Annotated in this window: 12 protein-coding genes; 9 read left to right on the plus strand and 3 right to left on the minus strand. The window is 64.9% G+C overall.

The window, feature by feature from the left end:
* Nucleotides 1-17: 17 nt before the first annotated feature.
* On the minus strand, nt 18-776 hold the full coding sequence (locus J8F10_RS34560; protein WP_210662386.1) for a 4'-phosphopantetheinyl transferase superfamily protein: 759 nt from the start codon (nt 774-776) through the stop codon (nt 18-20).
* A 65-nt stretch (nt 777-841) separates the two neighbouring features.
* On the opposite strand from J8F10_RS34560, the gene J8F10_RS34565 reads away from it, so the two are divergent.
* From J8F10_RS34565 to J8F10_RS34580, 4 genes are all read left to right on the plus strand, one after another.
* Nucleotides 842-1,831, plus strand: a complete 990-nt coding sequence (locus tag J8F10_RS34565) for a DUF1573 domain-containing protein (RefSeq protein ID WP_210662388.1) — start codon at nt 842-844, stop codon at nt 1,829-1,831.
* Between the two features lie 387 nt (nt 1,832-2,218).
* Nucleotides 2,219-2,881, plus strand: coding sequence for a redox-sensing transcriptional repressor Rex (locus tag J8F10_RS34570; protein WP_315854265.1), 663 nt, complete (start codon nt 2,219-2,221; stop codon nt 2,879-2,881).
* A gap of 217 nt (nt 2,882-3,098) precedes the next feature.
* On the plus strand, nt 3,099-4,286 hold the full coding sequence (locus tag J8F10_RS34575) for a zinc-binding metallopeptidase family protein (protein ID WP_210662391.1): 1,188 nt from the start codon (nt 3,099-3,101) through the stop codon (nt 4,284-4,286).
* Nucleotides 4,287-4,301: 15 nt separating this feature from the next.
* Entirely contained in the window at nt 4,302-4,754 is a 453-nt protein-coding gene (locus tag J8F10_RS34580; protein ID WP_210662393.1) for a hypothetical protein, read from the plus strand.
* Nucleotides 4,755-4,828: 74 nt separating this feature from the next.
* Here J8F10_RS34580 and J8F10_RS34585 read toward each other — a convergent pair whose 3' ends face one another.
* Together J8F10_RS34585 and J8F10_RS34590 are read right to left on the minus strand one after the other, a co-directional pair.
* Nucleotides 4,829-5,791 carry an acetamidase/formamidase family protein gene (locus J8F10_RS34585; RefSeq protein ID WP_210662395.1) on the minus strand — a complete coding sequence of 321 codons (963 nt, stop codon included), beginning with the start codon at nt 5,789-5,791 and terminating at the stop codon, nt 4,829-4,831.
* Nucleotides 5,792-5,802: 11 nt separating this feature from the next.
* A complete protein-coding gene (locus J8F10_RS34590) occupies nt 5,803-7,053 on the minus strand; it encodes a TIGR02996 domain-containing protein (RefSeq protein ID WP_210662396.1) in 1,251 nt (416 codons plus the stop codon).
* Between the two features lie 92 nt (nt 7,054-7,145).
* Between J8F10_RS34590 and dgoD the strand changes: the two genes are divergently transcribed.
* The 5 genes from dgoD (at nt 7,146) to J8F10_RS34615 (ending at nt 13,162) form a co-directional block, all read left to right on the plus strand.
* Nucleotides 7,146-8,324 (plus strand): galactonate dehydratase, encoded by a 1,179-nt coding sequence (gene dgoD / locus J8F10_RS34595; protein WP_210662398.1) that lies wholly within the window; start codon nt 7,146-7,148, stop codon nt 8,322-8,324.
* A gap of 242 nt (nt 8,325-8,566) precedes the next feature.
* Nucleotides 8,567-9,484 carry a dihydrodipicolinate synthase family protein gene (locus J8F10_RS34600; RefSeq protein ID WP_210662400.1) on the plus strand — a complete coding sequence of 306 codons (918 nt, stop codon included), beginning with the start codon at nt 8,567-8,569 and terminating at the stop codon, nt 9,482-9,484.
* A gap of 7 nt (nt 9,485-9,491) precedes the next feature.
* Nucleotides 9,492-10,733 carry an MFS transporter gene (locus J8F10_RS34605; RefSeq protein ID WP_210662402.1) on the plus strand — a complete coding sequence of 414 codons (1,242 nt, stop codon included), beginning with the start codon at nt 9,492-9,494 and terminating at the stop codon, nt 10,731-10,733.
* Complete coding sequence (locus tag J8F10_RS34610) at nt 10,730-12,163, plus strand: neutral/alkaline non-lysosomal ceramidase N-terminal domain-containing protein (RefSeq protein ID WP_210662405.1); 1,434 nt, start codon at nt 10,730-10,732, stop codon at nt 12,161-12,163. The genes J8F10_RS34605 and J8F10_RS34610 overlap by 4 nt, the downstream gene beginning before the upstream one ends.
* A 159-nt stretch (nt 12,164-12,322) precedes the next feature.
* Entirely contained in the window at nt 12,323-13,162 is an 840-nt protein-coding gene (locus tag J8F10_RS34615) for an SMI1/KNR4 family protein (protein WP_210662407.1), read from the plus strand.
* The last annotated feature ends 147 nt before the right edge of the window (nt 13,163-13,309 follow it).

Raw genomic sequence — 13,309 nt, forward strand, 5'->3', positions numbered from 1 at the left:
TCCTCTGTCCTCTGCGTTCACCCGTGACCCAGCTTTTCGACCTTCAGCGCACCGGCGCCTTCCACCGCAATGGCGATGGCGGCGTCGCCCTGAGCGGTCCATTCCGCGAGCGCCCAGCCGGGTCCGGTGAGTTGCGGATCGCGGACCGCGTTCACGCACGGGGGGCGTTCCGGGTCCAGTTCCACATCGAAATCCGCGAGGCACCCGACTGTTGCGCCCGCGGCCTTGATTACAGCTTCTTTCGTGGTCCAGCCGCGAAAGAAGCCCGCCTGTCGATTCGGTTCGGGGAGTGCCCGATACGCGACGCCCTCCGCGGACGAAAAGTAGCGCCGAACCAGCCCCTCCGCGTTTTCAACAATCCGCACGCGCTCGACATCGACACCAACGCGGCGCCAACTGACCGCGATGACCGCGATCCCGTCCGTGTGCGTCAGGTTGAAGTGCAGCCCCGATTCCCCGTTCAGCACCGGCTTTCCCGACGGCAGGTACGCGAGCGAGACCGCAGAAGGTGCCACTGCCAGGCACTCACCGAGCAACCCGCGGAGCAACCCGCGCCCGATAGAGAACTGTTCGCGCGCCTTGGCGATCTTGTACCGCAGCGCCCGCGTCTGTTCTTCGGGTGTGAGCCGATTAAACAGTTCCTCGGCGGGAACGGGCGGGCGCTCGAGATCAACCACCCACGCGCACACCTCGTGTTCTCCCGGCACGCGATCGAGCGCTGCGGGGCACGCACCCACGAGCACCCGCATTTCGCCCAATTTTCCTGCGTTAGTCATGCTCTCACTACGGGTTACGATTTTGCACTTCGCGCGGGTTCGGCGGGACGCTATCCGACGTGGTCATGAACACACTCATTCTGCTCTCCGCGCTGGCCGCCGGCCAGCCGGCTCCGGCACCGGTCACGTTCCACAGCCCGGCGCCGGTCGCGTCGAAGGGTGACGTGAAGGCCGGCCCGCCACTGGTCCACACGTTCGACTTAACGAACGCGACCGCGGGCACCGTGACGATTACGAAGGTCGAGGCCGGGTGCGGTTGTCTGCGTCAGGGGGTGGCCGCGAACGTGTTGCCCGCGGGCGAGAAAACCAAACTCGCACTCGAAGTGAACACGCTGACGCAGCCGGACGGCCCGAACCGCTGGCAGGTGACGGTATCGTACAAGGTGGAGCTGCCCGGTGCTCCCGCCCAGACGGGCGAGTTGCTCCTTCAGATCACGGCGACGCTCTCGCGGGACATCTCCGTAACACCTCCGCAGGTCGCGTTCTCCACCGCGGGAGAAGCGAGCCAAGCGCTCGTGGTCGGTGACAAGCGGGCCAAGCCCCTGACCGTCCTGAAAGCCGCGTCCTCGGCCGCGCACCTGACGGTCGAAGTCGGGCCGGCGGCGACCGGCGCTGTGGGGCGCACGCAGTCGGTGACGGTCAAACTCGCCGCGAACGCACCCGCCGGGCACCGCGACGAAACCGTGGTGCTGTACACCGATGACGCGGAGTGCCCGGAACTGCGTATCCCGGTGCGCGTTCTGAAGCGCGTCGCGGGTGCGGTGACCGCGACCCCGGAAGCCGTATCGGTGCGCCTCGCGGCCGGCCAAACGGAGGTTTCCACGCTCGTGCAACTCCGCTCACCGGACGGAAAAGCCGTGAGCATCGCGAGCGCGGAGAGCGACCTCCCCGGCGTGCAGGTGAAGTGCTCCACGGGCAGCGGGCCGGTCGCGACCGTTCGCATCACGGTCCCCGAAGCAGCCACGGCGCAAGCCGGGCGGTGTACGGTGCGCGTGCGCATGGGCGAACAGGGGGGCGAGGTGTCGATCCCGGTGTCGTGGACCGGTAAGAAGTGACCCGAAGCGCCGTTCAAGGCGTTTTGAGACGATTCGCCACAAGGGGTGTGTCCCCGCGATGATTCGATCGCCGAGAGCACCACTCGAAAATCGTCGGAAAGTTAGACGCATAGACCTTCCACCCGCTCTCAATACACTCAGAACACTCGAACCCGAACGCCCGCGGCACTTTGCTCGTAGACACTCCTTTGGCCCGGCCCTCGAGTCGCGTCCGTGATCGGGCCGGGTCCGCACGAAAATGGGACGAAAAAGGTGCGAGGAATCCGAGAACGGAGCGCCGACTCGAGGTAAAATGAGTCGGCGACAGCGGACCACTACTGCTCCCCGAATTCCACCCGCCGTCGATTCGTAGCCCCATTCCCCGACAGGAGGTCAGCTTTGGACGGCGTGCCAGCCGAGCGGAGTCAACGGCTCTCGCGGGCAGCGGCCCAGCGGCTCAGCCTCTATTTGCGGTGCGTGGGCGACTGGCCGACCGACGGCGAAAAGGTCTCCAGTAGCCGCATCGCCGAAGCCGTTGGCGTGAGCGACGCCCAGGTGCGCCGCGACCTCGCCGCGCTCGGGCACCTGGGCCAGCGCGGGGTCGGGTACGATGCGCACGAACTGGCCGCCGCGATCCGAACGGCCCTGGGCATCAACCGCCAGTGGCGCGCGGTGCTGGTCGGCGTCGGCAACCTGGGCCGCGCCCTCTTGAAGTACCAGGGGTTCCGGGCGCAGGGGTTCCGAATCGTTGGCCTGTTCGACAGTGACCCGTCGAAAGTCGGCCAGGACGTCGAAGGGTTGACCGTGGAACCGGTGTCCGCCCTCCCCGCTCGGCTCGCAGAACTCCAGGCGGAACTGGGCGTGCTGACGGTCCCCGGGGAACCGGCACACGCGGTCGCCGAGGCACTGGTCGCAGCGGGAGTTCGGGGCATCCTGAACTTCGCCCCCGTGGTGCTCAAACTCCCGCGCCGGGTGCGACTCGTTACCGTCGACTTGGCGATTCAATTGGAACAGTTGGCGTTCCAGGTCCAACACGGCGATGCGCCGAATCGCCCCGCGGACGAGGAATGACTGCGTTCCCGGTGGGCCTTCCGGTCCATCGGGTGCGGGCCTGTCACCAGCGCCGTCCACCATTTCACGCACACATCCCGTCGCACAACGCGAATCAGCCACCATCCGTCTGCAGAATGTCAGATTGCGACCATTACCGGCACGTCGTTCGCTTATTGCAGAATCGCGGTGTATTGCCCCAACCCGCTACGGGCGCGGAACGAAGCCAAAAGCACTGATGAAAGTCTTCCATTGCGACCACTGCGATCACCTCGTTTTCTTCGAGAGCGTTCACTGCGTCCGCTGTGAGCACCCGCTCGCCTATCTCCCGGACCTGGGGGTAACAGGTTCACTCGACAACGCCGGCGACGGGCTGTGGCGGTCGCCGCTCGCGCGGGCCGAGGGCAAGACGTATCGGCTCTGTCAGAACTACACCGAGCACAACGTCTGCAACTGGGCGGTGCCCGCGGACGATGACGACCCGTACTGCTCGTCCTGTCGACTGACCCGCGTCATTCCCGATCTCGCCCCGCCCGGGAACAAAGAAGCGTGGTACAAGCTCGAAGTCGCTAAACGGCGCCTGCTGTACACGTTGCTCGCCCTCAAGTTGCCGATCGCGAGTAAACAGGACGAACCCGCGACCGGGCTGGCGTTCGAGTTTCTCGCCGATCCGACCGACCCCGCAGCGCCCGCGGTGCTGACCGGGCACGACAACGGCCTGATTACCGTTAACATCGCCGAAGCGGACGACGCCGAGCGCGAGCGCCGACGGCAACAGATGGGGGAACCGTACCGCACCGTACTCGGGCACTTCCGCCACGAGATCGGCCACTACTACTGGGACGTGCTCATCAAGGACGGTCCGCACCTCGACCGGTTCCGCGCGTTGTTCGGCGACGAGCGCGAAGACTACGCTCTGGCGCTCGATCGGCATTACAAAACCGGCGCGCCCCCGGACTGGCAAGAGCGCTTCATCTCCACCTACGCGACCGCCCACCCGTGGGAGGACTGGGCCGAGACGTGGGCGCACTACCTGCACATGATCGACACCCTGGAAACGGCCATCGGGTGCGGCTTGTCGGTGAAGCCGAAACGGGTGGGTGAGCCGGCAATGAAGCCGGGAACGAAGGTGGAGGCGCCCACGCCGTCGGCGTTCGACGCCATGCTCAAGGACTGGCACGCGCTGACCTACGTTCTGAACAACCTCAACCGCGGCCTGGGCCTGTCGGACGGCTACCCGTTCGTGATTTCGGCCCCGGTCATCGAGAAGTTGCAGTTCATCCACGAAGTCGTGACGGCACCGACCGCGGTCAAAGCCGTTCCAACAGCGCCCGAGCGGGCGCCCACAGTTGTACCAGATCAGTTACAATCCGGGCCGTCTGTTCCCTCGTCTAAAGTTGAGCGGCACGAGCCGCAGACAACTTGATGGGGAGCTTGCCCGATGAAACAGTTGCTCGCGGTGGTCGCCGCGGTCGCCCTGGTCGGCACATCGACCGGTGACGAGAAAGTTGCCTTCGAGACCATCCTGAAGACCCACAGCGGCGGGCCGAAGAAGGCGGCCGAAGTCGTCATCCGGTCCGAGAAGGAGCGGAAAGCGTTCACCGAGACGTGCTCGTCGGAGAACACCCGCAAATTCTTGGACGCGGTCAAAGTGGACTTCGACAAAGAGGTGCTGGTCGCGGTCGCGGTCGGGCCATCCGGTTCCGTGCTCACCAAGACCGAGATGAAGCAAACCGGAGTGCAGAAGGTTACGAGCGGGGACGAGGTCGTCGTCGAGTATTGCGTGGTGACCACCGACGTGCAGTGCGAGCCCAACTACCCGCTTTACGTCGTCAGAATTCCCAAAGCAACGACCGTCGCGTTCAAGAAGACCGAGAAAACAATCGGCGGGTGAGGCCCGGACCGCGAAGTTCTTCTCCTCACCGGCCGGCTTACACCGGCCGTTCGCCAATACCACCCGGCCCCGGGTCACCCGAGGTACTTCTTCGGAATCTCCGCGCCCGCGACGTATTGCAGTTTGGCGATCTTACACATCTGATACACGTTGATGCGGAAGTCCGGGCACGTGCTGACGAGACAGTACGCATCGGTGGGCGTGAACCCGTACTCGGTGATGAGCCAGTCCATGAGGTTGAACGTGGCCGTTTCGACCGCGGACTCGAGCGGCTTGTCCGCGAACACGGACACGAGCGCGTCCGGCTTCTCGATCCGCACCCACGGCACGCGCTTCTGTTTCACCAGTTCCAACTTCACGCGGACGGTCGCCTTCGTCTCGGCCGCGGTCCCGGTGAACTCGGTGTCGCCCTGGCTCGCGTGGACGTCGCCCAGGTAGAACAGCGCGCCGGGGTGATACACGGGCACGAAGACGCGGTTCCCGACCGCCGCGTCGCGGATGTCGAGGTTCCCGCCCCACGGACCCTGCCCGTCCAGGCTGGTCACCACCTCGCGGTCCGGGCACACCCCGAGCGTGCCCACGAAGGGCGTGATCGGCCAGCGGATCTTGTCGCTGAAGTGGAGCGTGCCGTCGCGCGTGGTGCCGCTGGCGCCCGGGGTGTGCTTGAAAATCTTCGTGGTGTAGTCGCCGGACAGTTCCGGCCACCGGGTCGATTCGCCCAGCGGCCCGCGCCGCGGACCGATCGCGACCCACGAGTAATCATCGACCACGATGTCTTCGAGCGTGATAACGAGGGCGTCACCGCGCTCCGCGCCCTCGAGGTACACCGGGCCGCCGACCGGGTTCGCGTGCGGCGGGGACCGGTCGAACCCCGGGCGCTTCCCGGGGATCGCCTTGTCCGCCGGCGACTTGAAGTACCCGGTGCTGGCGTCGTAGGTCTCGATCTCGAACGACTCGCCCGGGCGCACGCGCAACAGGGGCTCGTCGCGCCAGTCGAAGGCGTACTTCCGCGCTTGCTCGCGGGTGATCCGTTGCACGATGGGGCTCCTTAGTGTTGGCGCAAACCCGCCAGAAATTGCTGGAGTTCGGCGCCGGTGTATTCGTCATCGTTGATGGATAGGAATTCCAAATTGGTCAAGTTCGCGAGAGCGGCAACCGATGCACTATTTTCGAGCATCGAGGCAAACCACAATTGGCCGTCCATACGATTCGCCCAGGCGGTCTCAGCATCTTGGCGAGTACCGAGTTCGATTTCGAGATATCGTAGTTCCCGTAGGGCGCCGATTCGATGTAGAGTCGCGTCGCGAAAACCGTTACCCCAAGTACAAGGACACAGTACCAAATGCCGGAGTTTCGTGAGTCGTTCCAGACCGATAACGCTATCGTCCCCGATCGCCCCTCCGAGGCTGTGATATTCCAAGTGCTCCAACATCGTGCAGTTCATGAGGGGAACGAGTGAGTCGCAAACAGTATCGCTGATGACGAATTTCTTGAGGCGCGGTAAGGAGGAGAAATGGCGAAGACCCGCGACGGTTTCGTGACCTCGGTGTATCTCGATCTCTTCCAATTCTGGAAGGTACGATAACATCCGAAATTCCGCATCGATCGTTTGAATGTCCCACATCTTCACAGATTTGACGAGCCGATCTGGACGCAAAGATTTGTCGTCCTCGTTCATGCCACGTAGGTACCGAATTGCAGCCAATCTCTGCCGGTCAGGGGCGTGGCGCGTCGCTCTGCTAATGCGGCGCTCCTGGAATTCTTCCCATACCCCGCGCGCGTCGCACGCAAACGGCTGAATGTACACATACGTCCAGAAAGGAAGCGGATCGAGGAATTTGATCCAAGAGGGATCGAACCACGACCAAATTTCGAGTCCTTCCAGGCACTGCAAGTTGGCGATGGTACAGAGCAAGTCGGGGGTCAGGGAAGCTTTTATGTGGAGGCGGCGAAGAGCGGGGAGGTGATGAAGAAATTCGAAGTTGGCTGACACATCTTCGTGTTCTCGCACGAGCACGACTTCCAGAAACCCTCGAACGAAGAGCCCATCGTTGAACGGCGAAACGGATACCCTCCATTGTGTCCCGTGAGCTTCCAGAATCGTTTTTTCCCGGAGCGTGAGTTTTTGGGCTTCATCCGACGAATCATCGTTCTGGTTAGCCAGTTCGACCTGCACGCGGATGAACTCGGCGCGCTCGGGCTGGCCGTGCTCGTCGAGCCAGTCCGCGTACACGAGGCGCGGGGTGTCGTCGTCGGGGTCGGTGTGGATCGCGCGCAACAGCGCGGCTTCGTCGCTCATTCCGGTCTCCGGTGCGGACCGCGATAGCTTACCCGCATTCCCGCCGGTTCGCCTCTAGCATTCGCGCGCGCGGCACGGCACAATGAGCCGCCATGAAGATTACGCGGGTCGAAACGCACGTGTGCCACGCCCGGATGCGGAACTGGGTGTTCGTGAAGGTCGTTACCGATCAGGACGGGCTGTTCGGGTGGGGCGAGGCCACGCTCGAGTGGCACACGCGGGCCGTCGTCGGGGCCGTCCAGGACTGCGCCGAGCTGATCGTGGGCGAAGACCCCACGCGCATCGAGCACCTCTGGCAGATGATGTACCGCCAGCACTTCTGGCACGGGCACGGGATCATTCGCGCCACGGCCATCGCGGGAATCGACCTCGCGCTGTGGGACATTTTGGGCAAGGTGTGCGGCGTGCCGTGCTCGAAGCTCTGGGGCGGGCCGGTGCGGGACCACGTCCGCACGTACTGCCACCTCGGGGGCGGCAAGATGGAAGACTTCTACGAAACCGCCACCGAGGACGCGAAGCGCTTCGCGGACCTCGCGCGAAAAGCGGTCGCGGACGGGTTCACCGCGTTCAAGAGCATGGCCGTTCCGCCGACGCTTCCCCTGGAGGGCCAGAAGCCGATTCGCGCGGCCGAGAAGTGCGTTGCGGCGATGCGCGATGCCGTTGGTCCGGGCATCGACATCATGGTAGATTGCCACGCCCGCCCCTCGCCCGCGATGGGGTTGCAGTTCGCCAAGGCGCTCGAACCCTACGGGCTGTACTTCCTCGAAGAACCGTGCTGGCCCGAGAGCGTGGACGGACTCGCGGCGATCAACGCAGCCGTGAGTACGCCCATCGCGACCGGCGAGCGCGTGACGAACCTGGCCGCGTTCAAGGATCTGTTCAACGCCCGCGCGTGCGAGGTGTGCCAGGTGGACATCACTCACTGCGGCGGGCTGAGCGAAGCGCGGCGCATCGCGGCGCTCGCCGAAGCCCACCGGATCGCGCTCGCGCCGCACAACCCGCAGGGACCAGTGAGCACCGCCGCGAGCCTGGAGTTCGGGTTCAGCCAGCCGAGCTACATCATCTGCGAAACGGTCCACGCGGACGTCCCGTGGCGCGCGGACGTGGTGCAGGAAGGATTCACCATCGAGCCGAAGGGCCGCATCGTGCGCCCAAACACGCGGCCCGGCCTGGGCATCGTCATCAACGAGGCCGAGGTGAAGAAGCACCCGTTCGAGCAGGAACTGCCCCAGCGCGTGTTCTACTCCGACGGCAGCGTGGGCGACTGGTAGGAAAGCAGCCGCGGATAAACGCAGATAACGCGGATCAGAAATAAAATTATCAATTTAATGCAATTAAAACGAATCCCAACACGCCTGCACCTGCGATTACATGAATAATTCTTGATCTGGTTTTAATCCGCGTTATCTGCGTTTATCCGCGGCGATTTCTCTGTAACTGCATTTATCCGCGGCGATTTTTCTGTACCTGAGTTTATCTGCGGCGGCTTTTCCGCCTTTCTCCGGGAGTCCGAATGCCCAAGAAGCTTCACGGCGTGCTGGCGATCGCGCACACGCCGTTCACCGACGGCGACGAGATCGACGAACTCGTGCTCAAGCGTGAGGTCGAGTGGGCGTTCGGGGTCGGCGCCAACGGCGTCGGCACCGGGATGGTGTCCGAGACGATGCGGCTCACCGATCACGAGCGCGTGTCGCTCGCGAACATGCTGGTCGGGTTCGCCGGGAACCGCGGACCGGTGTTCGTCGCGGTGGGCGCGGAGAGCACGAAGCAGTCGCTCGCGCACGCGAAGGCGGCCGAAAGAGAGGGCTGCGACGCGGTCATGGCCGTTCCGCCGCTCACCTCGAAGCTCAGCGAAGCGCACCTCGTCGATCACTTCCGCGCGCTGGCCGACGGGATCGGCATCCCGGTCATCGTGCAGGACGCATCGGGCTACGTCGGGCAGTCGATTCCGATTTCGGTGTGTGTCAAACTCCTCGAACAGTACGGCCCGGACAAAATCCTCTTCAAACCGGAAGCCGCGCCGAACGGCCCCACGCTGTCCGCGCTGCGCGACGCCACCAGCGGGAAAGCGACCATATTTGAGGGCTCGGGCGGGATCTTCCTCGTCGACAGTTACCGGCGCGGGATCGCCGGCACGATGCCCGGAATGGACCTGCTCGACGGCATCGTGGCTGTTTGGAAAGCGCTCCAGCGCGGCGACGACGCCACGGCGTACCGCGTCTCGTTCCCGATCGGCGCGATCGTGGCGCTGCAACTGCAAGCGGGGCTGGACGGGTTCCTAGCGGTCGAAAAGTACCTGATGCACAAGCGCGGGCTGTTCCCGAGTGTGCGCCGGCGCAAGCCCTACGGCTGGGAACTGGACGCCGAGACCGCTACCGAAGTGGACCGCCTGTTCGCACACCTCCAGGAGGCGCTCGGCACCCCGCCGTAGCCCCACCATGCGATACCAACTCCTCTCGTTCCTGTGCGCGGCGACCGTGATCGCGTACCTCCAGCGGTCCGCGCTCGGCGTGCCCTCAAAAGCCATTGAGAGCGAACTCGGGCTGACCGCGCAAGACATGGGGCTGGTGTGGCTCGCGTGGTACGCGGGGTACGCCGCGTTCCAGTTACCCGCCGGGTGGATCGCCGACCGACTCGGCAGCAAGTCCGCACTGATTACGTTCGCGGTGCTGTGGTCCACGCTGACCGCGGTCGTCGGCGCCGCGACGAGTTTCACCGGGCTGTGGGTACTGTGGGGGCTGATGGGAATCGCCCAGGCCGGCATCTTCGTGTGCGCAACGAAGGCCATTGGCGCAACGTTCCCGCGCACCGAGCACGCGCTCGCGTCCGGGGCGCTGGCGTGCTGCATGGCCGGCGGGGCCGCGCTATCGCAGTTCGTCACCGGTCGGCTACTCGGGCCGCTCGCGTGGCAGGAAATCCTCGTCGTGTACGCGGTGCCGGGGCTGGTGTGGGCGTTCGTGTTCGCGCTGGTGGTTCCGCGCCCCGAACAGCCCCCGCCAGAATCGGAGGTGCCGGGCGATTGGGCGCTCGTTCCCCCCGCGCCGGCCGAACCGCCCGCGCCTGCGCAATGGTCGCGGTTACTGACCGACCGAAACATGCTCCTGCTCTGTGCGCAGCAGTTCCAGCGCGCCGGGGCGGTCGCGCTGTTCTTCACGTGGTTCCCGCGGTACCTGCAAGAAACAAAAGGCGTCAGCGTCGCGAGTTCCGGCGGACTGGCGGCGTGGCCACTCCTCGCCGGGATGCTCGGCGGGCTGCTGGGCGGAACGATTTCCGACTGGCTCCTGGTCCGCACCGGCAACCCGCGCCTCAGCCGGCAGGGGCTCGCCGCGTGCGCGACGACGGTGTGCGCGGGGGTCTCACTCGCGGCGTTCTATGCGGACGATGCGAACACCGCGGTACTGCTCATCAGCGTCGCGGCGTTCTGTGGGTACGCGAGCGGTGTGAGCGCCTACGCTACTGCTCTCTCGATGGGCGGGAAGCGTGTGGCGCCGGTCTTCGCCACGATGAACATGGCCGGGAACATCGGCGCCGGGCTGTTCCCGTTCGTGGTGGGGCAACTCGTGGGGGGAACGGGTAATTGGAACCTCACGCTGCTCCTGTTCGCGGGAATGTTCGCCGGGTCCGCGGTCTGTTGGACGCTCTTGAATCCGAAGGGCACGCTGTTCGAGGAACCAGAATGAAGACGCGGGTAAACACCCCTCAAGCACGGTGCCGGGCCGGGTTCGCACGGGCCGACATCACGCCCCCCGTGGGCATCTACCACCGGATGTGGGGCGCGGCACTTCACGACCGTGCCACCGGCGTCCACAAGCCGCTCACGGCCACCGCGCTGTTCCTCGAAGCACTCGACGGCGGCGGGCGGTTACTCGTGATCGGGATGGATCACTGCATCCTTGACGGTGCGGAAATCGAGAACGTCCGCACCCGCGTTGGCGAAGTGGCGCCGGATGATGTGATGGTGGCGCTATCACACACGCACGGCTCGGGGTGGATGTCGCGTTCGCGGGCGAACCTCCCGGGCGGCGACCTCATCGGGCCGTACCTCGACCAACTCGCGGGCACCTGCGTTGCGCTCGCGCGGCGCGCCATTGATTCGGCACGCGACGCAACGATCCTTTATGGTTCTGCACGGTGCGCACTCGCGGCCCACCGCGACACCTGGGACGAGAATGCGAAGCAGTTCGTGTGCGGCTTCAACACCGAGGGGGCGGCCGACGACACTGTGCTCGTGGCAAAAGTGCTCGCCGACGGTACACGCGGCACGCTCGGCACCGTGGTGAACTATGCGTGCCACCCGACGACACTGGCGTGGGCGAACACTCTCATCAGCCCGGATTACGTGGGCGCGATGCGCGAGGTGATCGAAACGAGCACGGGCGCGCCGTGTTTGTTCATTCAGGGAGCGTCCGGCGACCTCGGCCCGCGCGAGGGGTACGTCGGGGACGCGACCGTCGCCGACCGCAACGGCCGGCAGCTCGGGTTCGCCGCGCTCTCCGCGCTGGAATCGCTCCCCGCACCGGGAACTTATTTCGAGTACACGGGATCGGTCGTGTCCGGCGCGATCCTGGGCACTTGGGCGCACCGTTCCGTTCCCGCCGAAGAACAGGCGGCGTTCGCCGCGTGGTGTACGCGCCGGTTCGTCGTCCCGCTCCCGTACCGGCTCTCGCTGCCCACAATAGAAGAGACGCGGGCCGAGCTAGCGAAGTGGGAGCGCGAAGAATCTGCGGCCCGCGCTGGGAATGATGAGGCTCGCGTGTCCGAGTGCCGCGCCCGCGCGGAGCAGATGACGCGCCAACTCACGCGCCTCACAGCAATGCCACCGGGGAAATCGTACCCGTACCAGATCGCGGTGTCGCGCATCGGCAGCTCGGTGTGGGTGTTCTGCCCCGGCGAACTGTATCAGGTCTTCCAGACGACGCTCCGCGCGCGCTTCCCGAACTTGGCGCTCGTCATCAGCACGGTGACGAACGACTGGCAGCCGGGCTATTTGCCGACCGCATCGAGCTACGACTACGGCATCTATCAGGAGATCATCGCGGCCGTCGCCCCCGGCTCGCTCGAAACGGTGATCGAGGTCGTGAGCCGCGAAATCAAGGCGGTTGCGGGGTGAGCTTAAGAGTGTTTCACCGCAGAGGGCGCGGAGAGCGCAGAGAAAAAGCAGGGTAACCGTGATCGGTTCGGCTCCGGTTCTTCTCCGCGCCCTCTCGTGCTCTCTGCGGTGAAATCCTCTTCACCATCAGCGCGTGTACCGAAAAAAGGAGTAACCACCGTGGCGAAGCGAAAGCAGGCGCGACCGTGGGACGCGGTGTTCGACCAGATCCAGGTCCGGCCCAGGCCGCGCCTCCCCGAGTACGTATACCCGGCGCCGGTTACCGATGTCGAGTTGGACGAACTGGAAGCGCACCTCAAGTGCCGAGTGCCCGAGAGTTACCGCACGTTCATGAAGCGGTTCGGCCCGGGCGAGGCCGCGGACCTCATCCGCTTACCGCCCCTGGGCGTGCGCGACGAGGGGGACCAGAACCTCATCGCAGAAACTAGCGCTTGCCGCGGCAAATTTCTGAACCGCAGGCCCGAATATCTTCCCCCTAACGCCAATGCAGCTTGGCTCGGCCGCCTCGTGTATTTCGGGTCGGATTTCTGTGGCCGCACATACGCCTGGGATCCAAAAGACGTCACGCACAAAAGGGGCAACGAGTACCGAGTCTACTGCCTGCGACGCATGGAGGAGGGAGATCCCGAGGACCGCGGAGAGACGCTCGCGGACTTGATCCAGGGCGTGTGGGCGGAGCAAGTTCGTGGTATCGAAGAAGACGGAGGCGAGAAGCCCACGGGTATCGACTTCAAACCGTGGAACCCTGTGCGCGAGAAAGTGAAGCCCGACCGAGACGACGTGAAGCGCTGGTTCGCGTTCAACAACAACGCGGCCCGAGACCTCGCATTTTCGATCCGCTACCACGGGGCCACGGACACGTTCCCGATTCTGGCCGACGCGCTGGAGGAGGCGGGCTGCACGAGCGCGGACCTGCTCAACTCGTGTCGCACCGGCGATCCCACCACCGACGGCGTATGGGTGCTCCGGGTGCTCGGCCTCATTTTCGGTCGCCGCTGATCCTCCGTGCCTGAAAATAGGCACCACGGGCCGAGGATCGCCCCAGCCCGTGGTGTCTACTTCCCGACCCGGAGCGCTCGCGGCAACACCCACCACCCACAAGGGCGGCGGGTGCTCCAAGGGTAACAAACACCTCCAAGCGGCGTT

Source organism: Gemmata palustris, assembly GCF_017939745.1.
GTDB lineage: Bacteria > Planctomycetota > Planctomycetia > Gemmatales > Gemmataceae > Gemmata > Gemmata palustris.